The sequence below is a fragment of the Polynucleobacter sp. 31A-FELB genome (assembly GCF_018882405.1).
Classification (GTDB): Bacteria; Pseudomonadota; Gammaproteobacteria; order Burkholderiales; family Burkholderiaceae; genus Polynucleobacter.
Genome location: NZ_JACVOO010000005.1, coordinates 103,768 through 128,208, shown reverse-complemented (window position 1 = coordinate 128,208; position 24,441 = coordinate 103,768). Strand labels below are relative to the sequence as shown.

The following is a 24,441-nucleotide window of genomic DNA, read 5'->3' as shown; positions in this document are numbered from 1 at the left end:
GTTTGGTATTTGACCACTAGTTTTTCCTAATTTAGGCCTGTATCTGTTATGTTTATGGCTTGAATTGATCTATTTTCTGGAATTCCATCATGCAGGCCACCCAAACTACTGAAAAACCCCTCACCCAAGTCAAGTCTCAAAAGGATTTGCATAAAGAGGTCGACGCATCGGGTGCTTGGTCAGTCGCCCAGATTGAGGCTCTATTTGCCCTCCCATTTAGTGAATTGATGTTTAAAGCGCAGGAGACTCATCGCGCCAACTTCCCTGATGGCGATGTGGAATTGGCTACGCTTTTGTCAATTAAGACTGGCGGGTGCCCTGAAGATTGTGGCTATTGCCCTCAGGCCGCTCGTTACGACACTGACGTGAAGGCTAATAAGTTGATGGATCTGGATGAGGTGCTTGAGGCTGCTAAGGCTGCCAAGGCCGCTGGATCTAACCGTTTTTGTATGGGTGCCGCCTGGCGGGAGCCTAAAGACCGCGATATTGAAAAAGTCACTGCCATGATTAAGGGCGTGAAGGCCTTAGGCCTTGAAACCTGCGCCACCCTAGGGATGCTGGAGGCTAATCAGGCTCAAGCCCTTCAGGAGGCCGGCTTAGACTTCTATAACCACAATTTGGATACCAGTGAGGACTTCTATCGCTCAGTCATCTCTACTCGGGGATATCAAGACCGTTTAGACACGATTTCTAATGTACGTTCAGCAGGCATGTCAGTGTGTTGCGGCGGTATTGTGGGTATGGGTGAGTCCCGCGAACAGCGTGCAGCTTTCTTGGCCCGTTTGGCCAATTTAAGCCCATATCCAGAGTCAGTTCCAATTAATCACCTGGTTCCTGTTGCAGGCACCCCCTTGGAAGATCAGAAGCCTTTAGACCCGTTGGAATTCGTCAGAACCATTGCTGTAGCTCGCATTACGATGCCGCGTGCACGAGTGCGTTTATCGGCTGGTCGTCAGGAGCTCGGAAGGGCAGTGCAGGCCATGTGCTTCCAGGCTGGTGCGAATTCTATTTTCTATGGTGAGCAACTACTCACTACCGGTAATCCCGAGGCAGAACAAGACCGAGAGCTTTTAGCTGAATTGGGTTTGAAGACTAAACAAAGCTGCAAAGCAGAGGTTTTGGTCTAGTTCTTACAAGCCTATGGCGCTAATTGATCGGTTCATTATTGAGTTTGATACAGCCTTGCGCTCGGTGGTTGGGGGTGCACATGCTCATCGCCCAACCCCAGGTTCAGATACCCAATCTAATGCTTTGCTTGGTGTCAAGGAGCGAGAGCACGCTGCAGGATTAATGCGTGTCAACCATGTGGGTGAGGTTTGTGCTCAAGCCCTCTATCAATCGCAAAAATTAGTGGCCCGTAATCCTGAAATTCGGCAGATGTTGGATCACTCTGGACAAGAGGAAATGGACCATTTAGCTTGGTGTGAAACACGCCTTCAAGAGCTAGGCTCACATACCAGCTATCTCAATCCAATTTGGTATGCAGGATCCTTTGCAATCGGCTTGGCTGCTGGCTTAGCGGGTGATAAGTGGAGTCTTGGATTTGTTGCTGAAACAGAAAAACAAGTAGAGAATCACCTCGAGAGCCACCTCAAAAAATTGCCTGCAGAAGATGAGCGTTCTCGAGCCATTGTTGATCAAATGCGCATCGATGAAATCGAACATGGACAAGCTGCAATTTCTGCTGGTGGTGCGGTCTTGCCGGACCCGATTCAGAAGCTAATGCAGGCGATGTCAAAAGTCATGACGCGCACTGCTTACAAAATCTAGTTCTAAATTAATTATTTTGCAGATTTTTATTTGGAATACTGTTTATTAATACAGTATATTTATCCATTATTGGGCTAAATAGCTAAGACCTATTCTTAAGTATATTTTCCAAGCCGTTGTTTCAAGTAGCATTTTTATAGTCACCATTTTATCAACACATGACGCTAAGTGTTTGTAATCACTAGGAAATTTCCTAAAAAATTACCCAAAAACACTTGACCCTCTTATTGCGATCCTCTAAAGTGGGAGGAAGTGTGAAAAAGTGGGGTAAATGGTGTTTCAAGGTGCGTCAGCTCTCAATTTAGATGCAAAAGGCCGCATGTCTGTGCCGGCAAAGCATCGTGACGCCTTGTTAGTTCAAGGTGAGGGCCGAATTACGCTCACAAAACACCCCGATGGATGCCTCTTGTTGTTCCCCCGCCCTGAGTGGGAAACATTTCGATCACGTGTCGCGCAATTGCCCATGGATGCCCATTGGTGGCGCCGAATCTTCCTAGGTAATGCTGCAGAAGTAGATTTGGACAGCGCAGGAAGAATTTTGGTGAGCCCAGAGTTGCGATCAGCTGCTGGCATTGAAAAGGAAGTGATGCTACTCGGTATGGGTAGTCATCTGGAGTTGTGGGACGCCGCTACTTACGCCGCAAAAGAACAGGCTGCCATTGCACAAGGTATGCCTGAAGCCCTGAAGCAATTTAATTTTTGATGACAGGGTGCCATGAACATAACTCATCGCCCAGTATTACTGGCCGAGGCGGTGACGGCGCTGATCAGTGGCCCGCGCATTACTTCTCCCGAGGCATCAAAAAATCTACTCTTGATCGATGGAACCTTTGGGCGTGGCGGTCATACGCAAGCACTGCTTTCACAACTGCCTTCGAGCGCGCGAATGATTTCCTTCGACAAGGATTTAGATGCGATCGCAGTAGCGGAAAAAATCAACGATCCGCGTTTACGAATCGTGCACGACAGTTTTGCGCAGATGGATCAATACGCAGAGTCAGAATCAGTCGATGGCATTTTGTTAGATCTCGGCATCAGCTCTCCACAGGTGGACGAGGCACATCGCGGCTTTTCCTTTCGCAAGGATGGCCCACTCGATATGCGTATGAACACGGATCATGGTTTGACAGCGGCAGAATGGTTAGAGCAAGCATCACAAGAGGACATCACGCGCGTGATTAAGACTTATGGTGAAGAACGTTTTGCATTTCAGATCGCAAAAGCTATCGTAGCTAAGCGAGAAGAGGGGCTGTCGCCAAAAACAACTTTGCAATTAGCAAGCTTGGTTGCCAGCGTCGTTCGCACAAGAGAAGTTGGACAAGATCCAGCTACGAGAACTTTTCAGGCCTTACGTATTTTTATTAATCGCGAGTTAGAAGATTTAGAGCTTGGATTAAAGGCCGCGCTCAATTTATTAAAGCCAGGCGCGCGCTTAGCAGTGATTAGTTTTCATTCGCTAGAAGATCGTATCGTTAAGCAATTTTTGCAGTCACATGCAAAGGTTGAAGTACCTCGTGGTTTGCCGGTCCGCGATCGTGATTTGCCTCAAAGTGCTCTAGAGATTATTGGACGCGTTAAGCCAAGTGATGAAGAGGTTCGAGAGAATCCTCGTGCTCGTTCAGCCATCATGCGAGTTGCTGAAAAACGTGCGGGAGTGCTAGCTTGAATCGCGCTACGCTGACCTTACTTGTTTTGCTGTTGGTTTGCGCCCTCTCTTTGGTTGCGGCACAGCAGCGTGCACGTAAATTATTTATCTCCTTAGAGCGTGCACAAATTGAAGAGCGCAAACTCAATCAAGATTGGTTGCGTCTAGAGTATGAGCAGCGCAACCTTTCCAAGTCTGCACGTATTCGTGATGTTGCTCGTAATCAGTTACACATGGTTCCCATCTCTCCAGAGCGTACTTTGTACTTGAAGGAGGCTAGATGAGGCCGGTAGGTTTTTCAACTACGCCAAATTTAGTATTGCGTCTGCCAATGTGGCGGTCACGCCTGATGCTGTTCATGTTGTTCTTCGTCTTCATGTTGCTCTTAATTCGCGCCTTCTGGATTCAAGGTCCGGGAAATGCTTTCTATGAAGCTAAAGGTGTGCGCGGTACTCAGCGTGAGTTGGAGTTGCCTGCTTCCCGTGGAAAAATATTGGATCGCAATGGTCAAGTGATTGCTACCAGCTTGGAAGCAAAGTCGGTGATCGCCTATAACGACACTGTTCCTGATGATTTGGCTGCAGATAGAGTGCAGAAATTGGCAAGTCTTTTGCAGATTAGCGAAGCGGAATTACGTAAAAAATTAAGAGAAGAACGTAAACAGATTTTCTTGAAGCGCCAAGTAGACCCAGAAGTGGCGCAACAGATTAAGCAATTAGAAATCCCGGGCATTGGCTTGAATAATGAATATCGTCGCTTCTATCCTGAGGGTGAAGCGATGGCGCACGTCGTTGGCTTTACTAATGTGGAAGATCGTGGTCAAGAGGGTATGGAACTCTCTCGGGAAAAAGAGCTGGCCGGACATCCAGGTGCTCGTCGCGTGGTTGTGGATCGCCTCGGTCGCGTTGTTGAAGATGTTGCAATTTTGCAGTTGCCGCAAAACGGTAAAGACTTACAACTTTCTATTGATAGCAAGATTCAGTTCCTGGCTTACAACGCCGTTAAAAATGCAGTCGAACAGCATCATGCAAGCGCTGGTGGCGCAGTCGTGTTGGATACCCAAACTGGCGAGATCTTAGCATTAGCAAATTATCCAAGTTACAACCCGAATGATCGTAAGAAGCTGACGGGTGAGCAGTTGCGTAATCGCGTTTTAACTGACACCTTTGAACCTGGCTCAACGATGAAGCCATTAACGGTTGCTATTGCATTGGAGAAGGGTGTAATTACTCCGAGTACCAATATGGCAATTGGTGCCAAATATTTGGTTGGTCCAAAGCCGATTACAGATACACACCCTTACGGCAATCTCACTGTTGCACAAATTATTCAAAAATCGAGCAATATTGGTACGGCCAAAATTGCAATGAATAATCTATCCGCAGAAGAGATGTGGAATTTCTATACGTCAGTTGGTTTAGGTCAGGCGCCGAAGATTGGTTTTCCTGGTGCTGTGGCTGGCACTGTGCATCCTTATAAAAAATGGATGCCAACGGATCAAGCGCGGATTGCGTTTGGTTATGGTATTTCAGGTTCACTCTTTCAGGTGGCACGCGCTTATACGATCTTCGCGCGTGATGGTGAATTGGTGCCGCTCACGATTGAGCGTAGTCCGGAATTTAAGCCTGGTACACACGTCATTTCTGCTAAGACGGCCATTGAGATGCGCAGCATGATGGAGTCAGTAACAGAGCCAGGTGGCACCGCCATTAAAGCGCAAGCTGAAGGTTATCGTGTTGGTGGAAAAACAGGAACAGCCCATAAATTAGTAGGTAAGGGGTATGGCAATAAATACCGCGCTTACTTTGCAGGCTTGGCACCCATTAGTGCGCCACGCATTGTGGTGGCCGTCATGATTGATGAGCCGACTGGCGGCAGCCACTACGGTGGAGATGTTGCAGCGCCAGTGTTTTCTACTATCGTGAGTGAGACTTTGCGCACCTTGAATGTCTTGCCAGATAGCCCTCTGAAGCAAAAAGCAATGCAGGATCAAAGTCCCGCACAAATACAGAGTGCCGCAGTCAAAACAAATACAGCGGTTTTAAAAAGATGATGGCAATGATTAATATTGAACCCCATCTCTTGATCTCGCATTTACGTGATCTCACTTCTGCAGATGCAAAAGTAACTGCTGATAGCCGTCAAATCCAATCTGGTGACATCTTCTTTGCATACCCTGTTGGTCATGGCAATGCCCTACGTGACGGTCGTGATTACATTGCGGCTGCCTTAGCAAATGGTGCAGCAGCAGTTGTATTTGATCCGGCAGATGGTGTTGCTAACGAGTACTTAGATCGCTCAGACTGTTTTGCTATTGATAATTTAGCTAACTTAGCTGGAGAACTCTGTGCTGAGTGGTATGGCTACCCAAGTAAAAAGCTGAACGTTATCGGCGTTACCGGCACCAATGGCAAAACTAGCATTACGCAGTGGCTGGCACAGGCATTGGATGGGCCTAATCAACGCGCTGCAGTTTTAGGTACTTTGGGTACCGGTTTCCCGGGTGCATTGATCGAGACTGGCTACACCACACCCGATGCACCACGTTTACAGACTCAATTAAAAGAATTATTGAATGTAGGTGCTCAGCAGGTGGCCATAGAGATTTCTTCTCATGCACTCGATCAAAATCGCATTTCTGGTTTGGATGTGCGTACTGCGGTATTTACTAATTTGACTCAAGATCACTTGGATTACCACGGTACGATGGGTGAATACGCTGAGGCAAAAGCTAAGCTGTTCAAACTACCTCAGCTTGAAAATGCCATCATCAATTTTGACGATGCATTTGGGCGCGAATTAGCAATGAAGCTCCTCGCTGTCGACGGCCCTCAAGTGTGGGGTTATGCATTCAGCAGCAATGCATTTGCCGGATTTGAAAAATTTGGCGATCGATTGAAACGCACCTATGCAGAAAACACCCTGTTTACAGCTGCTGGCTATGACTCTCAATTTAACTGTGATGCGTCAGGTTCAAGCGATGTTCGGCTTGCAGTATTGGGCGAATTTAATTTAAGTAATTGTCTTGCTGTTTGGACGGTTCTGTTGTCTCAAGGCTTGAGCCCGAGCGAGGCCTCTAAGCGCATGAGCAAGTTGACTGCTGTTCCAGGGCGGATGGAGTTGATTCGCTTAAATAAAACGCAGAGAACTGAGGGGCCACTAATTGTTGTGGACTATGCACATACACCAGATGCCCTCACTAAAGCATTGAATGCATTGCGCCCCATTGCAAATCAACGTAACGGAAAAGTATGGTGTGTCTTTGGTTGCGGCGGTGATCGAGATTCCGGTAAGCGTCCACAAATGGGTCGTGCAGCACAAGAGTTTGCCGATCATATTGTGATTACAAGTGACAACTCTAGATCGGAAGATCCTGTTTCTATTATTGCCATGATTCAAGCTGGTATGTCAGGCGACCTATCGAATGTGCAAGCACTACCTGATAGAGCGGCTGCCATTATGGCTGCAGTACGACATGCCGATATCAACGATATTGTTCTAGTTGCTGGCAAAGGGCATGAGTCTACTCAAGAGATCAATGGCAAGAAATTTGATTTTTCTGATCAAGAACATATTCGTTTGGCTGCGGGGGGTAGCGTATGAGTACGCCTATGACTACTCTCGCCCAAGTGCATGCCATGTTGCCAGGCAGTCAGTTGATTCATGCTGATGCAAAGTCTGCTGAAGCAATTTCCATTTCTCATGTTGGCAGCGATAGTCGTCAGATTCAGTCTGGCGAATTATTTATTGCTTTGTCGGGCGATCGTTTCGATGCGCATGACTTCTTGAGCGATGTGGCAACATCGGGCGCAAGCGCGGCACTTATTAGTCATAAAGAAAAATGCCCTACAAACTTACCTGCAGTATGTGTCCAGGATGTTAAACAGGGTTTGGGCGAGTTGGCAAAGGCATGGCGTGCACAATTTTCTATCCCGGTGGCTTTGGTAACGGGATCTAATGGCAAGACCACTGTAAAAGAGATGATTGCTTCGATCTTCAAGGCTGCTGCCGGTGAAGAGTGCACTTTGGTAACTAAAGGCAATTTCAATAATGATATTGGCCTACCCTTAACTTTGCTACGCATGCGATCAACCGATCGCTTAGCAGTGATTGAGTTGGGGATGAATCATCCTGGCGAAACAGCAGAACTAGCCCTGATTGCTCAAGCCAATATCGCTCTGATTAACAATGCCCAGCGTGAGCATCAAGAATTTATGGCGACTGTAGAAGCAGTTGCAAAAGAACATGCAACTGCCTTGACCGCACTTCCTGCAGATGGTGTTGCAGTGTTTCCGGCGGATTCTGAGTTCTCTTCGGTTTGGCATCAAGCTGCCGCAGGACGCAAGGTAATTGACTTTGCTTTATCTACTGAATCGGCGTTAGTCAAAGCCTCAGTGACTGGAAAGTTATTAGCTAGCGGAAAAATTGAGATTTCAACTGAATTTGGCAGAGTTGAGGTTCAGCTCAATACCTTAGGAAATCACAATGTGCGTAATGCTCTAGCGGCTAGCGCAGTAGCTTTGGGTGCTGGATTAAGTTTGGAGCAAATCAAGGTCGGTCTGGAATCTTTTATTCCGGTAAATGGACGCATGCAAGCAAAGCCTTTAAATGCAGGTCGCACCCTGATTGACGATAGTTATAACGCGAACCCTGATTCCGTAAGAGCTGCTATTGATGCGCTTAAACAGTCTGGAAATACTTCCTGGATGGTGTTGGGTGATATGGGCGAGGTAGGTGATCAAGGTCCTGCGTTCCACGAGGAAGTTGGTGCCTATGCTGCCGAGCAGGGCATCAGCAAGTTATTTGCGCTCGGAGAGCAGTGCAAATTTGCAGTGCAGGGCTTTAATGATTCACAAAAGACTCAGCTTGCTAGCAGTGCTAAGCACTTCACCAAACTGGATCAGTTGCTTGACGAGCTCAATGTGGCACTAGCGGATCAAGAGTCAAGCAAGCAGTTGCACTTAGATATTTTGGTTAAGGGATCTCGTTTTATGCGTATGGAGCGTGTAGTACAGGCCTTATTAGAGGAGGCTAAAACATGCTCTTGATATTGGCACAATGGTTACAGGATGATTTTGGATTTTTCCGAGTCTTTAACTACATCACTTTTAGAGCGGTAATGGCAACAGTGACTGCTTTGCTAATTGGCTTGGCGGCTGGTCCATGGGTTATTCGGAAGCTGACTGCATTGAAGATGGGTCAAGCGGTTCGTACGGATGGCCCACAAACCCATTTAGTGAAATCAGGCACCCCAACAATGGGTGGTGTACTGATCCTTTTGGGTATTTTTATATCCTGCATGTTGTGGGCTGATTTAAGCAATCGCTTTATTTGGATTGTGATGATTGTGACTTTTGGATTTGGTTTGGTGGGTTGGGTTGATGACTATCGAAAAGTAGCCCGCAAAGATCCTAAAGGAATGGCCTCACGAGAAAAATTCTTTTGGCAGACTTTGATTGGATTATTTGCCGCTATTTATTTAGCTTTCTCTGTATCCGAAGTAAATAACCTCAAGGTCTTGCAGTTGTTCTTTGATTGGCTCAAAAGCGGCTTCGCTTTGGATCTACCAGCAAAATCAAACTTGCTGATTCCTTTTATGAAAGAGGTGAGCTACCCCTTGGGAGTAATGGGCTTCATTATTTTGAGTTACTTGGTGATTGTTGGTAGTAGTAATGCCGTGAACTTAACTGATGGTCTTGATGGCTTAGTCATCATGCCGGTGATATTGGTTGGTGCCGCTCTAGGTGCTTTTGCTTATGTGATGGGTAATGCAATTTATGCAAAGTATTTATTGTTCCCATATATTCCTGGCGCAGGTGAGCTAATGATTTTCTGTGGCGCTATGGGTGGTGCGGGGCTGGCATTCCTTTGGTACAACACACATCCTGCTCAAGTATTTATGGGTGATGTTGGTGCGCTCGCATTAGGTGGTGCACTCGGTACTATTGCCGTGATTGTTCGCCAGGAAATTGTGCTCTTTGTCATGGGCGGAATTTTTGTGGCAGAAACACTGTCAGTAATGCTGCAAGTATTTTGGTTCAAATTTACCAAGAAGCGTTTTGGTGAGGGTCGTCGTATTTTTAGGATGGCGCCACTACATCACCATTTTGAGTTGGGTGGCTGGCGCGAAACACAGGTAGTTGTTCGCTTCTGGATCATCACCATTTTATTAGTTCTCATTGGCCTCTCCAGCCTGAAATTACGGTAAGCCAAAGAATATGCATAACTTAGACCAAGCCTTCGCTAACCCAGCTCTCATCGCAGATGAGGGTTATCAAGCACCTCAACATTTCTTAATCTTAGGATTGGGAGAGTCTGGATATGCAATGGCTAAGTGGTGTTTGCGAAATGCTGCTAAGGTTAGTCTGGCTGATACACGTGATCGCGAAAAGCTGAATGAGCGACAAAAAGCCTGGTTGGCTGATCTTGAATTTGCAGGGCTTCAGGATGCTTTCTTTGGACCTCTTGACGACATTAATTTAAAGAATATTGATGTCATCGGAATTAGCCCTGGCTTATCTCCACTTCAAGAACCAACAGCTTCATTCTTGGCTAAGGCGCAAGAATCCAATATTGATATCTGGGGGGAATTGGAATTCTTTGCCAGAGCTATTGCTGCATTAGATCGCATGGCCCAAGTCGCAGCGTCTCAATACAAGCCGGCCTTATTGGCAATTACTGGAACCAATGGAAAGACAACTACGACTGCACTGACAGGACAGTTGTGTGAGCGTGCTGGCAAGAGAGTTGCTGTTGCTGGAAATATCAGCCCAGCGGCTTTAGATAAGTTGATGTCTTGCTTGGATGAGTCTGATCAAGTTGTAGATATGCCTGAGATTTGGGTGTTGGAACTCTCTAGCTTCCAATTGGTTTACACAAGTACCTTTAATGCAACAGCAGCAACTGTATTAAATATTACGCAAGATCACTTAGATTGGCACGGTGATATGCAGGCCTATGTTGATGCAAAAGCGAATATTTTTGGGCAAGACACTATTTGCATTCTGAATCGTGATGATTCATTAGCAATGAATTTACTGACTGACGAGCAAAAAGCAAATAAATCCGTTATTACTTTTGGCGCAGGCCGACCTGATGAGCAGGGTGCCTTTGGAATCGAGCATGATCTACGTGCCGGTGGAATTGATTGGCTAGTTTGGGCTGAGGTAGATGAAGATCTTGAGCCTCAACCTAAGCGTCGTCGTAAAGCAGCCGCTGTAGAGGAAGAGCCGTTAAGACTAAAGCGTTTAATACCTGCTGATGCTTTACGCATTCGTGGTCGCCACAATGCCTTGAATGCATTAGCTTCATTGGCCTTGGCGCGCGCAGCTGGTTTGCCAATGAATATGCTTTTACATGGTTTGCGTGACTACCACGGTGAACCGCATCGCGTTCAAAGTGTTTCGATTGTGTCGAATGTTGAGTATGTGGATGACAGTAAAGGCACCAATGTGGGTGCCACTGTAGCTGCGCTCAATGGTTTAAGTGCCAATGAGGCTGGCAAGCGGATCTGGTTGATTGCTGGTGGTGAAGGAAAAGGCCAGGACTTTAGTCCTTTACGTGATCCTGCATTGCGCTTTGTAAAAGGTGTTTTCCTGATTGGTAAAGACGCCCCAATTATTGCTGAGGCTTTAGCTGATGCAGTGCCGTGCGTCATGAGTGAGACCCTCCAAAGTGCAGTGGCAGAAGCTGCAAAACAAGCTCAGTCTGGTGACATCGTTTTACTCTCACCAGCTTGCGCTAGCTTTGATCAGTTCAGCGATTACGTAGCACGAGCTGAAGCATTCGTTGCTGAAGTTCAAGAATTGGGAATGCAATTCGAAGGAGTCCATGCATGAGTTTGAAGGAAAAACTTTTTCCTGAGAATCGTTTGGGCCTTGGCCGCTTCTGGAATTTCTCCAGAGGTGGGATAGACAATTTCCGCAGTGGCTTGAGAGATGCAGTATCTGGTGTTGAGCAAACTCGCTCACGCATGATGGACTACGACCAATTGTTAGTTTGGGCGGTACTGTCTTTAGCCTTGATCGGTTTAGTCATGGTCTACTCCGCATCCATTACTTTGGCTGATGGTCCTAAGTATGCAAATTACAGCAGCAACTTCTTCTTAATTCGGCATTGCATTTCATTGGCAATTGCCATCGGTGTTGGTATTTGGGCATTCAAGATTCCAACAAAAGTTTGGGATCGTTATTCACCGGTCATTTTTGGCTTTACGGTTTTACTCTTGATTGCTGTTCTCATCCCTGGCGTAGGCAAGGGCGTAAACGGTGCGAAGCGTTGGATTCCATTGGGTCTGATGAACTTCCAGCCATCTGAATTAATGAAATTTGCTGCAGTGATTTTTGCCGCAAGCTACACAGTGCAGCGTCAAGAGTATCTCCACTCATTTGTTAAGGGCATGTTGCCCATGGGTATCGCTGTTGCCTTAGTTGGCGGCCTACTGATGGCTGAACCTGACATGGGCGCATTCGTGGTGGTAGCTTTAATTGCTTTTGGAATTTTGTTCTTAGGCGGCATTAACGCTAAGTTGTTTGGCGGCTTGATCTTGGTTGGCTTGATGAGCGGTGCCACGATGATTGCTCTTTCTCCATTCCGTCGCGGTCGCATGCTGGCGTTTATGGATCCATGGCAAGTCGACAATGCAGCAAATAAAGGTTATCAATTAACTCATTCACTCATGGCATTCGGCCGTGGCGAATGGTTTGGTTTGGGTCTAGGCGGTAGTGTTGAAAAATTACATTACCTTCCTGAAGCGCATACTGATTTCATCATGGCTGTGATTGGTGAAGAGCTTGGATTCGTTGGCGTAGTGGTGATGATCTTCTTGTTCTATTGGATCGTACGTCGTGCATTCTTGATTGGTCGTACTGCTTTGCAATTGGATCGTAGTTTTGCTGGCCTTGCTGCTAAAGGTGTTGCGATATGGATTGGTTGGCAGGCATTTATCAATATGGGCGTGAACTTAGGCCTACTTCCTACCAAAGGCTTGACTCTTCCTTTAGTCAGTTATGGCGGTTCAGGAATTTTGATGAATGCAGTGGCAGTCGCCATGCTCCTGCGTATTGATTATGAGAACCGAATCTTGATGCGGGGTGGCAAGCTATGACCAAGCCATCCATCTTGATTATGGCCGGCGGTACTGGGGGGCATATTTTCCCAGGCTTAGCTGTTGCTGAATATCTACGCATCTGTGGCTGGAAAGTTTTTTGGCTTGGTAATCAAAGTGGCATGGAATATCGCCTGGTAAAAGCATGTGACTTCCCATTTGAGGCAGTTGAGTTTGGCGGCTTACGTGGCAAAGGCATCAAAGCAAAATTGATGTTGCCATTCAATCTTGCAAGAGCGAGCTTTCAGAGTCTGAAGATCATGCGCCGTATTAAGCCAAATGTCGTTTTAGGTATGGGCGGATACATTACATTTCCCGGCGGCTTGATGACGAAGTTTTTGAAGAGGCCATTGGTTCTGCATGAGGCTAATTCTGTGGCGGGAAGCGCTAATCGTGCCCTAGCCAAAATTGCTATGCGTACATTGACTGGCTTCCCAGATACGATGGCCCATGCTGAATGGGTTGGCAATCCAATCCGTGAAGAGTTTGAAGCTGTGGGCGCGCCAGCAAAACGATATGAAGCGCGCACTGGACCTTTGTCGATATTGGTAGTTGGTGGCAGCTTAGGTGCGGCTGCTTTAAATGAAGCAATTCCAGCGGCCCTGGCATTGATGGATAAAGACGCACGTCCACATGTGATCCATCAGGCGGGCGATAAACATCTCGCAGATTTACAGCAGCGCTATGCCGACTTAGGCGTTAATGCAGACATTCGTCCTTTCATTGACGACATGCCAAGCGCCTATGCTCAAGCGGATCTCGTTATCTGCCGTTCTGGCGCGATGACTGTTTCAGAAATCGCGGCTTGCGGTGTTGCATCCTGCTTGATCCCATTCCCCTATGCGATTGATGATCATCAGACGGCGAATGCACGCTTCTTGTCAGATTCAGACGCAGCAATTCTGCTCCCACAACAAGATCTCAATCCACAGGATCTCGCATCCATGATTCAAAACTTTAGCCGCCAAGATTTACAGGTGATGGCTGAGCGTGCCCATACTTTAGCTAAGCCCCATGCAACTCAGCGGGTAGCCGAGATATGTGCAGACTGTGCAGGAGTTGGTATATGAAACATATCGTTCAGCAAATACATTTTGTTGGCATTGGCGGCGCAGGCATGAGCGGTATTGCCGAAGTGCTCCTGAATCTGGGTTATCAAGTATCCGGATCTGACTTAGCGGAAGGCGCTGCTACTAAGCGCTTAAAGGATTTGGGTGCGGTCATTCACATTGGGCATGACCCTAAAAATATTGGCACCGCAGAAGCGGTAGTGATTTCTACTGCAGTTGCAGGAAACAATCCTGAGGTACTGGCTGCTCGCGCAGCTAAGGTGCCTGTGATTCAACGTGCTGTCATGCTCGGCGAGCTCATGCGCCTAAAGCAGGGCATTGCGATTGCTGGCACTCATGGCAAAACAACAACAACTAGTTTGGTTGCCTCAGTCTTGGCCGAAGGTGGTTTAGATCCAACCTTTGTGATTGGTGGCAAGTTAAATTCCGCAGGTGCTAATGCGCGCTTAGGTCAGGGTGACTTTATTGTGGTTGAAGCGGATGAGTCTGACGCCTCTTTCCTCCAATTATTTCCAGCGATGGAAGTGGTCACCAATATTGATGCTGATCACATGGATACCTATCAGCATGACATGGCAAGGTTGAAGCAAGCATTTGTCCAATTTATTCAGCGCATGCCTTTTTATGGCGTTGCAGTGCTTTGTATTGATGATGCGAATGTTCGCGACATTATTCCGTTTGTATCTCAACCGGTATTGCGCTACGGCTTATCTGAAGATGCAGATATTCGTGCAAGTAATGTGCGCGCTGAAGGTACTCGCATGCACTTTACGGTTGATCGTAAAACTGTACGCCGTCATGGCAATAAGCCAGGTCGACTTGAAGTGCAATTAAATTTACCGGGCTTACATAATGTACGTAATGCCTTGGCGGCGATTGGTATTGCGACAGAGCTTGGAGTGGGTAATGAAGCTATTGTGAAGGCTTTATCTGAATTTAGTGGTGTTGGTCGACGCTTTCAAAGATACGGAGAAATTCCTTTGGCATCGGGTGGAAGTTTCACATTGATAGATGACTACGGACATCATCCTGTTGAAATGGCGGCCACTTTATCTGCAGCACGTGGGGCTTATCCTGATCGACGCTTGGTATTGGCATTCCAACCCCATCGCTTTACAAGAACGCGTGATTGTTTTGGTGAGTTTGTGCAAGTACTCAAAAACTTTGATGCTCTCGTGTTAACCGAGGTTTACCCAGCTGGCGAAGCTAAGATTCCAGGCGCTGATGGTCAAAGCCTCATGAAGGCGGCGCTTACGACTGATCAAAATTTGAAGGGCTCTTTGGATGGTGCGGCTGTGGCCTTTGCCCCGAGCGTTACTGAGATGCCAGAAAAGCTCAGCAGCTTATTGCGTGATGGTGATGTCTTAATCACGATGGGTGCAGGCTCTATCTCTGGCTTGCCTCATGTATTGGCGGAGGCAAAACATGTCTAAGCAAAATCAACAATTGCTTTCTTGGGGTGAGCGAGTGAAGCAAGAGCTCGCAAATCTAGATGTCAAATCGCTTGGTCGGGTCGGTGTATTGCTTGGCGGTCGTTCTGGCGAGCGTGAGATTTCCTTGATGTCGGGTAATGGCGTATTAGAAGCGCTACTCTCTAAAGGGGTGGATGCGCATCCATTTGATCCAGGATTACGTTGCCCAACTGAATTAGCAAATGAAAAATTTGACCGTATCTTTATTTCCTTACATGGACGCTACGGTGAAGATGGCACGATCCAAGGATTGCTTGAGCTTTTAGGTTTGCCTTATACCGGTAGCGGTGTACTGGCATCTGCACTAGCGATCGACAAAATTGCTACTAAGCTTGTCTGGCTCAGTAGCGGTCTTTCAACTCCAGAGTTTCAGGAGCTAAAAGCTGATAGTGATTGGAATGCAGTGGTGAAGCACTTAGGTTTGCCATTGATTGTCAAGCCAGCGCATGAAGGCTCTTCACTTGGTCTTACTAAAGTGAAATCTGTCGAAGAGTTGCCTGCGGCCTATAAGTTAGCTGCAGGGATGGATAAAAAGGTGATTGCTGAAACTTGTATTGTTGGTGATGAGTTAACTTGCCCATTGGTTGGATTTGGAGAAAATGCCGAGGCATTGCCTGTAATCAAAATCATTCCACCAGAAGCCAATTACGATTTCCATAATAAGTATTTCTCTGATGAGACTAAATACTTGTGCCCAACTGGCTTAGCGCCAGAAGTAAATAAAGCGGTTCAAGATTTAGCTTTAGCTGCTTATCGCACCCTTGGCTGTAAAACCTGGGGGCGTGCTGATGTGATGTTGGATCAAAAAACCGGCAAACCCTATCTCTTGGAGATGAATACATCTCCAGGTATGACTTCGCATTCTTTAGTTCCAATGGCCGCCAAAGCAGCCGGTGTTGAATATGCTGAATTAGTTCTCTGGGTCATTAGCCAAACCTTAAATACCAAGGGGGCTGCGCAAGCATGAGTCGGATGAGCGCCTTCTTAAATGGCTTCGGTGAAGTATTTGCTTCACTGGCGTCTCCGCTTTGGAATCATCCCGAGCGGATGCAAAAGCTGAGCCGTTTCTTGATGCGCTGTTTCGCGGTCATGGTTTGCGTTGGAATTTTAGTGTGGTTGAGTCAACGACCCGTCTTTGCATTGCGCCAAATAGTGATTGAGCCGGTAGCTGGACAAACGCTGAAGCATATTAATAAGCCTGTAGTGAAGCAACAAGTCTTAGAGACGGTCCAGGGAAACTTCTTTAGCGTGAGATTGGAAGATGTGAAGCGTGGTTTCGAGTCTATGCCATGGGTGCGTCATGCCAATGTTCGTAGAGTCTGGCCCAACGGATTAATTGTGAGCATTGAAGAGCAAAAGCCATTTGGTACTTGGGGTGGAGTCGATAGCCATACCTTAATGAATACCCATGGTGAGCTATTTGCTGGTCGTGTTTCTGATGTGGGAGACGGAATTCAGTTGATTGATTTCTCTGGACCAGAAGATGCAAGCAAAGAAGTGATGCGCTTGTATGAAAAAGCGAACGCTTGGTTTAAGCCTTGGAGTGCAGAAGTAAAAAGCTTAACCCTCTCTGAGCGCTATGCCTGGCATGTGAGGTTATCCAACGGTATGAAGGTGGAGTTCGGTAGGGATGAAGAGAACTCCGACAAAACATTAACCGAGGATCGTGTAGCGCGACTCTTTAAATACTGGCCGCAAGTTCAAGAGAAATGGGCTAATCGCGTAGACGCAATTGATTTGCGCTATGCAAATGGTTTTGCAGTGCATCTTGCTTCGGCAAGTTTGAAAAAGAATGAAGCAGATGGCAAGAAAAGTGAGCAGAAGCAATGAGGAATGAGAATGAGTAAAGACAACCGCGATTTATTGGTCGGATTAGATATTGGGACCTCCAAGGTGGTTGCTTTGGTTGCTGAATTGGCGCCGGATGGCCAATTTAATGTCGTTGGCGTTGGCCAAACTGCATCTAAAGGCCTGAAGAAAGGCGTAGTTGTCAATATTGAAGCTACTGTCCAATCCATTCAAAAGGCGCTAGAAGAAGCTGAGGTCATGGCAGATCGCCAGATCGTTCAAGTCTTTACTGGTATCGCTGGAAATCACATTGTGAGTTTTAACTCTAGCGGTATGGTGGCCATTCGCGATAAAGAGGTTAGCGCTGGAGATGTTGAGCGCGTCCTGGAAACTGCCAAAGCAATCAACATCCCTACAGATCAGCAAATCCTTCACATCCTTGTTCAAGAATTCATTATTGATGGGCAAGAAGATGTGCGTGAGCCAATCGGTATGAGTGGTTTGCGCCTAGAAGTGAAAGTGCACATTGTCACTGGCGCTGTTAGTGCTGCGCAAAATATTGTGAAGTGTGTGCGTCGCTGTGGCTTGGAAGTGAATGATCTTATTTTGCAGCCGCTAGCATCGAGCTTGGCTGTGCTAACAGAAGATGAAAAAGAGTTGGGCGTTGTCTTAGTTGATATTGGTGGCGGCACAACTGATATCGCTATCTATTGCCAGGGCTCTATTCGACATACTGCTGTGATTCCGATTGCAGGCGATCAAATTACTAATGACATTGCGATGGCATTGCGTACGCCGACGATTGATGCGGAAGATCTCAAGATTCAATATGGCATTGCTCGTCAAGATATGGCAGATCCAACCACCATGATTGATGTGCCCGGAGTTGGAGATCGCGAGCCACGTCCAATGTCTAAGCAGGCTTTAGCAGCCGTTATTGAGCCGCGTGTAGAAGAGTTATTTACCTTGGTGCGTGGTGTAGTTCGAGATTCAGGTTACGAAGATATGGTGTCTTCAGGGATCGTGCTGACTGGTGGAACTTCTTTAATGCCAGGCATGGTTGAGCTTGCTGAGCAAGTGTTTTTACGTCCAGCACGTATCGGCACCCCTGAGTACCGGGGCCATCTGCATGAAGTTTTGCGTAGCCCACGTTTTGCTACCAGCATCGGTTTATTAATGGAAGGTCAGGCGCAGTTGTTGCGTGGCCGTCGAGTATCTCAGTCAGGCGCGTTGCAAAGTGTGATTTCGCGCATGAAGGAATGGTTCGCAGGAAATTTTTAAGTTTTTCGTCGTCGTCAACGTAGTACTTATTACCTAGGAGGGTATATGGAATTTGAAATGTTAGATCAAGAAACAGCCGGCAAAACCATTATTAAAGTGGTTGGAGTTGGTGGTGCAGGTGGTAATGCAGTTCAGCACATGATTCGTCGCGGTGTTAATGGCGTAGAGTTTATTTGCATGAACACCGATGCTGGCGCTTTACAGCGTTCTGAGGCATCTGTGAATTTGCAACTAGGCTCTAGCGGACTCGGTGCTGGCGCAAAGCCTGAAATCGGTGCAGCTTCTGCTGAAGAGGCGCGTGCTCGTATTGCAGATACATTGCAAGGTGCACATATGGTGTTTATCACTGCTGGTATGGGTGGTGGCACAGGTACTGGTGCAGCGCCAATCGTTGCTCAAGTTGCTAAAGAGATGGGTATTTTGACTGTGGGCGTTATTAGCAAACCATTTGACTTTGAAGGCGTGAAGCGTTTGAAGGTTGCAGAAAATGGTGCAGCTGAGCTTGAGTCATATGTAGATTCATTGATCGTAGTTCTCAATGAGAAACTATTCGAAGTGATGGGTGAGGATGCTGAGTTTGATAAGGCATTCGCATGCGCAGATGATGTATTGCATAACGCTGTTTCAGGTATTGCAGAAATCATTAACGTACAAGGTTTGATCAACGTCGACTTTGAGGACGTGAAAACAGTAATGGGCGAGCAAGGTAAGGCGATGATGGGAACTGCAACAGTTTCTGGCATGGATCGTGCACGCTTGGCCGCTGAAGCTGCGGTTGCATCACCATTACTCGAAGGTGTTGATTTGTCTGGTGCGCGTGGCGTATTGGTAAATATCACTGCTAGCCGTTCATTGAAGTTGTCTGAGACTCGTGAAGTGATGGCAGCGATCCGTGGCTATGCTGCAGATGATGCTACTGTGATCTTTGGTACTGTATATGACGAGAGCCTAGGTGATGCCTTGCGCGTTACTGTAGTGGCTACTGGCTTGAATAATCCACAAGCACGTCAACATCATCAACCAGAAGTAGTTTGGAGACAAGCTACTGGTACGCATGATGCGATGCCAACAATGGCTGACTTGAATAGCTTTGCTCCAGCAAGTGCTTCAGCAGCAATGAGCAAGGTAAGTCTTGATTCAGCTTTAAGCACTAGCGCTGGTTTGGCGATGACAGGTGCGGGTAGTGCGCCTTCGATGGCTGCTCAACCAGCAACTAGCGGAGTCGATTACAGCCAATATGATTTGCCACGGGTATTCCGTAGTTCACGTGAAGCTACACCAGCTCCTACATTAGGTGCTGATAGCTCACCACAGGCAAAAACCATGTTGGATAAAGGGGCTGATTACTACGAAATCCCAGCCTTTTTACGTAAGCAAGCAGACTAAACCACTGCTCAATACAATATGTAGTTGCAGAATGCCAGCGCGGCGCCCCTCCGGACGACGAATCCCGCGCTAGCGTTGGCATACTCATGACAACTATTTCATTGGAGATCTTATGATCGCAGTCGGACAAAAATTACCAAACGCTACTCTTTATGAGTTTTTAGATGAAGCTAGCGAAGGTTGCGCTATTGGCCCAAACGCATTCGAAGTTGAAAAACTCACTGCCGGCAAGAAGATTGTGATCTTTGCTTTGCCTGGTGCATTTACTCCGACTTGTTCAGCAAAGCACGTTCCTAGCTACGTTGAGCACTTTGATGCAATCAAAGCAAAAGGTGTTGATGAGATCTGGTGTATTTCAGTTAATGATCCATTTGTAATGGGTGCTTGGGGACGTGATCAAAAAGTTGGAAAAAAGATCCGCATGTTGGGCGATGGTAGTGCTGAATTTACTAAGAAACTTGGCCTCGAATTAGATTTGACTTCGCGAGGTTTGGGTGTTCGTTCAGATCGTTATGCCATGATTGTTGAAGACGGTGTAGTGACAACTTTAGATCGTGAAGCACCTGGTAAGTTTGAAGTGAGCGACGCTGCTTCAATTTTGAAAAAGCTGTAAGAAATCATTCCTGAATTTAGATAAAACCATGATGAAGCAACGCACAATCGCCACCCCGATTAAAACCGTGGGGATTGGCTTGCACTCTGGGCGCAAGGTGACCTTATCTATTAAGCCTGCTCCGATAAATTCAGGAATCTTATTTGTACGTGTAGACACCCCAGAGCAATCGGTTGTTCCAGCTACTGCTCTGGCGGTTTGTGATACTCGCCTCGCCTCAGTGATTCAAAAAGATGGAGTACGTGTTTCCACCGTGGAGCATTTACTTTCAGCTTGTGCAGGCCTAGGGCTTGATAACTTATTGATTGAGCTTGATGGGGAAGAAGTTCCCATCATGGATGGCAGCGCAGCCTCATTCTTATTTCTGATGGAATCAGCTGGTATTGCTGAGCAAGATGCGCCAAGACAGTTTGTAGTTATTAAGAAGCCTATAGAGGTGAGAGAGGGTGACAAGCTCGCGCGTCTAGAACCTTTCTTTGGCTATAAGTTAGATTTCACAATCGACTTTAAGCATCCGGCAGTAGATAAAACTGGTCAGCGCTTTGTAGTGGATTTTGCAGAACATGCATATCGAAGCGAGATTGGCCGTGCGCGCACTTTTGGCTTTGCACATGAAGTTGAAGCTTTGCGAGAAATGGGATTAGCTCGTGGCGGAAGTTTAGATAATGCGATCGTGCTTGATGAGCATCGCATTCTGAATAACGAAGAGTTACGTTATGAAGATGAGTTTGTTCGCCACAAAATTTTGGACGCTATCGGCGATCTGTATTTAGTTGGCCATCCGATTGTGGGTTCTTATGTCGCTGAAAAATCAGGACATGCTCTGAATAACGCGCTTTTGCGTAAGCTTTTGGAAGACCCTAGCTCTTACGAAATCAGTAGTTTTCCAGAAAATAAGGCTCCCGCTGCCTATTCCAAAGAGAGTCAACCCCTCTTTTTCTAGGTTTATTTGGGCTTGCTTTGAAGTAGGCGTTCAACCGCCTTACGCAGATCAGAGTCTGGCGCCAATTTCTCCAATAAGGATTCCCAAGAAGCCCTCGCTACGGCATTAAAGCCTTTTGGCTTCTGGCTGACCTGCTGACCTTCACGGGGTTTAATTTCCCAGGTGGGTGGCGCTGGTTTTAGGCGTACCTTAATACTGGCACAAATGACCCCTTTTTTAGCTAACTCATTGATTAGACTAGGTAAAACCTGTTGAAGACGGGTGGCGATACTTGCCCCATTCACCAGTAAAAACAATTCATTCTGACCGCCGGAACGCCAGCCAGCCTCAATTTTGGGCGCTAAGTTATCTAAATCCAGCTCGAATAGGGCCGCTTTCAAGGCAATTTTGAGTTTGGCCAGATCTTCTGTCTTTGCCAAAATTCCGCCCAAGCCCTCAGAGTCACGCAAATACTCTAGCCACTCATGGGCGGCTTTCGTGCGGACGGGTTTCGGGGCGAAGTTCATATAAAAAGAGGGTGCGGGTGATAAACTCAAGGTCTTAATTTACTTCAATATCCCATGGTAATCGGTCTTCTTAAAACCCTGGTCGGCAGTCGTAATGACCGCCTCTTAAAACAGTATCGCAAAGTAGTTGCCAAAGTTAGCGCTTTCGAGCCTAGCCTGCAAGCTTTGGATGATGCCGCACTGCAAGCAAAAACTGCTGAGTTCAAGTCGCGTTTGGCTGCGGGTGAGTCATTAGATGATATTGCTCCTGAGGCTTTTGCGGTAGTTCGTGAGGCAAGTTCACGAGTGATGAAGATGCGCCACTTTGATGCGCAGATGATGGGTGGCCTTGCATTACATCAAGGCAAGATTGCTGAAATGGGAACGGGCGAAGGTAAAACCTTAACCGCTACGCTTCCTGTGTATTTGAATGCCTTAACAGGTAAAGGTGTTCACGTTATTACGGTAAATGACTACTTGGCTCAGCGTGATGCTGAGTGGATGTCAACACTCTATAACTTCTTAGGTATGAAGGTTGGTGTCAATCTATCTCAGATGGATCACACCACTAAGCAAGAAGCTTATGCAGCTGATATCACCTACGGTACTAATAATGAGTTTGGTTTTGATTACCTTCGCGACAACATGGTGCAAGACTTGGGTCAACGTGTTCAGCGTGGCCTAGCTTATGCGATTGTTGATGAGGTTGATTCCATTCTGATTGATGAGGCTCGCACCCCATTGATTATTTCTGGTCAGGCTGAAGACCACACCGATTTGTATATCAAGATCAATGCATTGCCTGCTTACTTAGAACGTCAAATTGGTGAAGAAAAAGCAGACGGCACTGGTGTTGAAAAGCCAGGTGATTATTGGGTTGATGAAAAGTCCCAGCAGGTTTATTTAACAGAGCGTGGTCATGACAAAGCTGAAACAGTTTTAGTTGAGCTTGGCGCTTTGAATGATGGTGACTCTTTGTATGCCCCGCAAAATATTACTCTGATGCATCACGTGTATGCCGCATTACGTGCGCATACTCTGTACAACCGTGATCAACAATATGTTGTTCAGAATGGTGAAGTCATTATTGTTGATGAGTTCACAGGGCGTCTAATGCAGGGTCGTCGTTGGTCTGATGGTTTGCATCAAGCTGTTGAGGCTAAAGAGGGTGTGCAGATTCAGAATGAGAATCAGACACTAGCCACAATTACTTTCCAGAACTACTTCCGTATGTACGGTAAGTTGGCCGGTATGACTGGTACTGCGGATACCGAAGCGTATGAGTTCAAGGAGATTTACAACCTTGAGACTGTAGTTATCCCCCCTAATCGCATCAGCCAAAGAAAAGATCGTCAAGATCAGATCTATAAGACATCGCGTGAGCGCTACGATGCGGTAATTAAAGATATTGAGGATTGCTACAAACGCGGTCAACCTGTCTTGGTTGGTACAACCTCGATTGAGAATTCAGAATTAATTGCTGGTTTACTAGATAAGCGTCAATTGCCGCATCAAGTATTGAATGCGAAACAGCATGCTCGCGAAGCAGAGATCATTGCTCAAGCTGGTAGACCAAAGATGATCACCATTGCCACCAATATGGCTGGTCGTGGAACAGATATTGTTTTGGGCGGAAACGTTGGCAAACAATCTTCTTTAATAGAAGCGGATGCCGCTTTATCTGATGTAGAGAAAGCAGCCAAGATTAAGACCTTGCAGGATGAGTGGCAAAGCTTGCATGATCAAGTATTAGCTGCGGGTGGTTTACACATTATTGGTACAGAGCGTCACGAGAGCCGTCGTATTGATAATCAGCTTCGCGGTCGTGCTGGCCGTCAAGGTGATTCAGGCTCCTCCCGTTTTTATCTTTCTTTAGATGACTCTCTCTTGCGTATTTTTGCTGGGGATCGTTTGCGTGCAGTCATGGATCGTCTCAAGATGCCGGATGGCGAACCAATTGAAGCTGGTATGGTGACTCGCTCAATTGAGTCTGCTCAGCGTAAGGTTGAGGGTCGTAACTTTGATATTCGTAAGCAATTGTTGGAATATGACGATGTCGCCAACGATCAGCGCAAAGAGACTTATCGCTTAAGAAATCAAGTTCTTGAAAGTGCCGATGTTGGTGAGTTGATTGCCAATTTGCGTGAAGATGTTTTGCGTGGCATTTGTGGTTTATACGTTCCCCTGGAATCGATGGAAGAGCAGTGGGACCTAGTTGGCTTGGAGAATGTATTGGCCAGCGACTGGGGCTTAACAGTTGACCTGAAAAATTGGGTTGAAAATGCTGCATCCATGGACGATGAGCAGATTGTTGATCGTGTATTAGAGGCTGCAAAAGAAACTTACGATGCAAAAGTAGAGCTTTCTGGACGTGCATCATTTGCAGGATTTGAGCGCTCAGTTTTACTCTACAGCTTAGATACGCATTGGCGTGAACATTTAGCTGCTTTGGATCATTTGCGTCAAGGCATCCATTTACGTGGCTATGCTCAAAAGGATCCAAAACAAGAATATCGCCGCGAAGCATTCGAGCTCTATGGTGAATTGCTTAGTGTCATCAAGAATGATGTTGTGAAAAGCATCATGACTGTACAGATTCGTAGTGCAAGTGAGTTGGACGAAGCTTCTGAGTCGATGAATGAAGATTTGGCTAAGCTCTCAGATGTGCAGTATCAGCATGCTGATGCAGACCTTGAGGTCGCTGGTTCAACTGGGGACCGCGGTGCAGCGATTGAAATTGCTCCTGCCCCGATGCGCGCTGGTCCTAAAGTCGGTCGCAATGATCCCTGCACCTGCGGTAGCGGTAAGAAATACAAGAACTGCTGCGGGGCTTTGGCTTAAGTAGCTTGTAATCCTGCAGCATTCAAATTGAATGGGGGCTT

Annotated in this window: 21 protein-coding genes; 20 read left to right on the top strand and 1 reads right to left on the bottom strand. The window is 46.8% G+C overall.

Annotation, left to right across the window (positions count from 1 at the left end; all coding sequences use genetic code 11):
* The first annotated feature begins 89 nt into the window (after window positions 1-89).
* The 19 genes from bioB to lpxC all read left to right on the top strand — a co-directional run bounded on the left by bioB (window position 90) and on the right by lpxC (window position 21,074).
* Window positions 90-1,127: a biotin synthase BioB gene (bioB, locus tag ICN30_RS05020; protein ID WP_216273681.1), complete on the top strand. Its 1,038-nt coding sequence runs from the start codon at window positions 90-92 to the stop codon at window positions 1,125-1,127.
* Between the two features lie 13 nt (window positions 1,128-1,140).
* Window positions 1,141-1,770 carry a 2-polyprenyl-3-methyl-6-methoxy-1,4-benzoquinone monooxygenase gene (gene coq7, locus ICN30_RS05015; RefSeq protein WP_216273679.1) on the top strand — a complete coding sequence of 210 codons (630 nt, stop codon included), beginning with the start codon at window positions 1,141-1,143 and terminating at the stop codon, window positions 1,768-1,770.
* Between the two features lie 274 nt (window positions 1,771-2,044).
* Window positions 2,045-2,473: a division/cell wall cluster transcriptional repressor MraZ gene (gene mraZ / locus ICN30_RS05010; RefSeq protein WP_041484992.1), complete on the top strand. Its 429-nt coding sequence runs from the start codon at window positions 2,045-2,047 to the stop codon at window positions 2,471-2,473.
* A 12-nt stretch (window positions 2,474-2,485) separates the two neighbouring features.
* The gene (gene rsmH / locus ICN30_RS05005; RefSeq protein ID WP_216273677.1) at window positions 2,486-3,436 is read left to right on the top strand and encodes a 16S rRNA (cytosine(1402)-N(4))-methyltransferase RsmH; all 951 of its coding nucleotides are present in this window, start codon (window positions 2,486-2,488) and stop codon (window positions 3,434-3,436) included.
* The gene (gene ftsL, locus ICN30_RS05000; RefSeq protein WP_088527827.1) at window positions 3,433-3,699 is read left to right on the top strand and encodes a cell division protein FtsL; all 267 of its coding nucleotides are present in this window, start codon (window positions 3,433-3,435) and stop codon (window positions 3,697-3,699) included. The genes rsmH and ftsL overlap by 4 nt, the downstream gene beginning before the upstream one ends.
* Complete coding sequence (locus ICN30_RS04995; RefSeq protein ID WP_216273676.1) at window positions 3,696-5,468, top strand: penicillin-binding protein 2; 1,773 nt, start codon at window positions 3,696-3,698, stop codon at window positions 5,466-5,468. The genes ftsL and ICN30_RS04995 overlap by 4 nt, the downstream gene beginning before the upstream one ends.
* A gap of 5 nt (window positions 5,469-5,473) precedes the next feature.
* Entirely contained in the window at window positions 5,474-7,018 is a 1,545-nt protein-coding gene (locus ICN30_RS04990; RefSeq protein ID WP_255533108.1) for a UDP-N-acetylmuramoyl-L-alanyl-D-glutamate--2,6-diaminopimelate ligase, read from the top strand.
* The gene (gene murF / locus ICN30_RS04985) at window positions 7,015-8,463 is read left to right on the top strand and encodes a UDP-N-acetylmuramoyl-tripeptide--D-alanyl-D-alanine ligase (RefSeq protein ID WP_255533107.1); all 1,449 of its coding nucleotides are present in this window, start codon (window positions 7,015-7,017) and stop codon (window positions 8,461-8,463) included. Before ICN30_RS04990 ends, murF begins: the two co-directional genes overlap by 4 nt.
* Window positions 8,454-9,623, top strand: a complete 1,170-nt coding sequence (mraY, locus tag ICN30_RS04980; protein WP_215334238.1) for a phospho-N-acetylmuramoyl-pentapeptide-transferase — start codon at window positions 8,454-8,456, stop codon at window positions 9,621-9,623. The genes murF and mraY overlap by 10 nt, the downstream gene beginning before the upstream one ends.
* Before the next feature lie 10 nt (window positions 9,624-9,633).
* Entirely contained in the window at window positions 9,634-11,253 is a 1,620-nt protein-coding gene (murD, locus tag ICN30_RS04975) for a UDP-N-acetylmuramoyl-L-alanine--D-glutamate ligase (RefSeq protein WP_216273672.1), read from the top strand.
* Window positions 11,250-12,521, top strand: a complete 1,272-nt coding sequence (gene ftsW / locus ICN30_RS04970) for a putative lipid II flippase FtsW (RefSeq protein WP_216229472.1) — start codon at window positions 11,250-11,252, stop codon at window positions 12,519-12,521. The genes murD and ftsW overlap by 4 nt, the downstream gene beginning before the upstream one ends.
* Window positions 12,518-13,591 (top strand): undecaprenyldiphospho-muramoylpentapeptide beta-N-acetylglucosaminyltransferase, encoded by a 1,074-nt coding sequence (murG, locus tag ICN30_RS04965; protein WP_216273670.1) that lies wholly within the window; start codon window positions 12,518-12,520, stop codon window positions 13,589-13,591. The genes ftsW and murG overlap by 4 nt, the downstream gene beginning before the upstream one ends.
* Window positions 13,588-15,024, top strand: a complete 1,437-nt coding sequence (murC, locus tag ICN30_RS04960; RefSeq protein ID WP_216273668.1) for a UDP-N-acetylmuramate--L-alanine ligase — start codon at window positions 13,588-13,590, stop codon at window positions 15,022-15,024. The genes murG and murC overlap by 4 nt, the downstream gene beginning before the upstream one ends.
* Window positions 15,017-16,030, top strand: coding sequence for a D-alanine--D-alanine ligase (locus tag ICN30_RS04955; protein ID WP_216229469.1), 1,014 nt, complete (start codon window positions 15,017-15,019; stop codon window positions 16,028-16,030). Before murC ends, ICN30_RS04955 begins: the two co-directional genes overlap by 8 nt.
* Window positions 16,027-16,893 carry a cell division protein FtsQ/DivIB gene (locus ICN30_RS04950; protein ID WP_255533106.1) on the top strand — a complete coding sequence of 289 codons (867 nt, stop codon included), beginning with the start codon at window positions 16,027-16,029 and terminating at the stop codon, window positions 16,891-16,893. The genes ICN30_RS04955 and ICN30_RS04950 overlap by 4 nt, the downstream gene beginning before the upstream one ends.
* A 9-nt stretch (window positions 16,894-16,902) precedes the next feature.
* Entirely contained in the window at window positions 16,903-18,132 is a 1,230-nt protein-coding gene (ftsA, locus tag ICN30_RS04945) for a cell division protein FtsA (RefSeq protein WP_173959480.1), read from the top strand.
* Window positions 18,133-18,177: 45 nt separating this feature from the next.
* Entirely contained in the window at window positions 18,178-19,518 is a 1,341-nt protein-coding gene (gene ftsZ / locus ICN30_RS04940; RefSeq protein WP_215376654.1) for a cell division protein FtsZ, read from the top strand.
* 112 nt (window positions 19,519-19,630) lie between these two features.
* The gene (locus ICN30_RS04935) at window positions 19,631-20,131 is read left to right on the top strand and encodes a peroxiredoxin (protein WP_216273666.1); all 501 of its coding nucleotides are present in this window, start codon (window positions 19,631-19,633) and stop codon (window positions 20,129-20,131) included.
* Window positions 20,132-20,159: 28 nt separating this feature from the next.
* Window positions 20,160-21,074, top strand: coding sequence for a UDP-3-O-acyl-N-acetylglucosamine deacetylase (lpxC, locus tag ICN30_RS04930; protein ID WP_216273663.1), 915 nt, complete (start codon window positions 20,160-20,162; stop codon window positions 21,072-21,074).
* A gap of 2 nt (window positions 21,075-21,076) precedes the next feature.
* On the opposite strand, the gene ICN30_RS04925 is transcribed toward lpxC, so the two are convergent.
* On the bottom strand, window positions 21,077-21,580 hold the full coding sequence (locus tag ICN30_RS04925; RefSeq protein WP_216273661.1) for a hypothetical protein: 504 nt from the start codon (window positions 21,578-21,580) through the stop codon (window positions 21,077-21,079).
* 54 nt (window positions 21,581-21,634) lie between these two features.
* Between ICN30_RS04925 and secA the strand changes: the two genes are divergently transcribed.
* On the top strand, window positions 21,635-24,400 hold the full coding sequence (gene secA, locus ICN30_RS04920; RefSeq protein ID WP_216273659.1) for a preprotein translocase subunit SecA: 2,766 nt from the start codon (window positions 21,635-21,637) through the stop codon (window positions 24,398-24,400).
* Window positions 24,401-24,441 lie beyond the last annotated feature (41 nt).

Coding starts and splice junctions, on each gene's coding strand:
- bioB (WP_216273681.1), top strand. CDS start 90: ATGCAGGCCACCCAAACTACTGAAAAACCCCTCACCCAAGTCAAGTCT.
- coq7 (WP_216273679.1), top strand. CDS start 1,141: ATGGCGCTAATTGATCGGTTCATTATTGAGTTTGATACAGCCTTGCGC.
- rsmH (WP_216273677.1), top strand. CDS start 2,486: ATGAACATAACTCATCGCCCAGTATTACTGGCCGAGGCGGTGACGGCG.
- ICN30_RS04995 (WP_216273676.1), top strand. CDS start 3,696: ATGAGGCCGGTAGGTTTTTCAACTACGCCAAATTTAGTATTGCGTCTG.
- ICN30_RS04990 (WP_255533108.1), top strand. CDS start 5,474: ATGATTAATATTGAACCCCATCTCTTGATCTCGCATTTACGTGATCTC.
- murF (WP_255533107.1), top strand. CDS start 7,015: ATGAGTACGCCTATGACTACTCTCGCCCAAGTGCATGCCATGTTGCCA.
- mraY (WP_215334238.1), top strand. CDS start 8,454: ATGCTCTTGATATTGGCACAATGGTTACAGGATGATTTTGGATTTTTC.
- murD (WP_216273672.1), top strand. CDS start 9,634: ATGCATAACTTAGACCAAGCCTTCGCTAACCCAGCTCTCATCGCAGAT.
- ftsW (WP_216229472.1), top strand. CDS start 11,250: ATGAGTTTGAAGGAAAAACTTTTTCCTGAGAATCGTTTGGGCCTTGGC.
- murG (WP_216273670.1), top strand. CDS start 12,518: ATGACCAAGCCATCCATCTTGATTATGGCCGGCGGTACTGGGGGGCAT.
- murC (WP_216273668.1), top strand. CDS start 13,588: ATGAAACATATCGTTCAGCAAATACATTTTGTTGGCATTGGCGGCGCA.
- ICN30_RS04955 (WP_216229469.1), top strand. CDS start 15,017: ATGTCTAAGCAAAATCAACAATTGCTTTCTTGGGGTGAGCGAGTGAAG.
- ICN30_RS04950 (WP_255533106.1), top strand. CDS start 16,027: ATGAGTCGGATGAGCGCCTTCTTAAATGGCTTCGGTGAAGTATTTGCT.
- ftsA (WP_173959480.1), top strand. CDS start 16,903: ATGAGTAAAGACAACCGCGATTTATTGGTCGGATTAGATATTGGGACC.
- ftsZ (WP_215376654.1), top strand. CDS start 18,178: ATGGAATTTGAAATGTTAGATCAAGAAACAGCCGGCAAAACCATTATT.
- ICN30_RS04935 (WP_216273666.1), top strand. CDS start 19,631: ATGATCGCAGTCGGACAAAAATTACCAAACGCTACTCTTTATGAGTTT.
- lpxC (WP_216273663.1), top strand. CDS start 20,160: ATGATGAAGCAACGCACAATCGCCACCCCGATTAAAACCGTGGGGATT.
- ICN30_RS04925 (WP_216273661.1), bottom strand. CDS start 21,580: ATGAACTTCGCCCCGAAACCCGTCCGCACGAAAGCCGCCCATGAGTGG.
- secA (WP_216273659.1), top strand. CDS start 21,635: ATGGTAATCGGTCTTCTTAAAACCCTGGTCGGCAGTCGTAATGACCGC.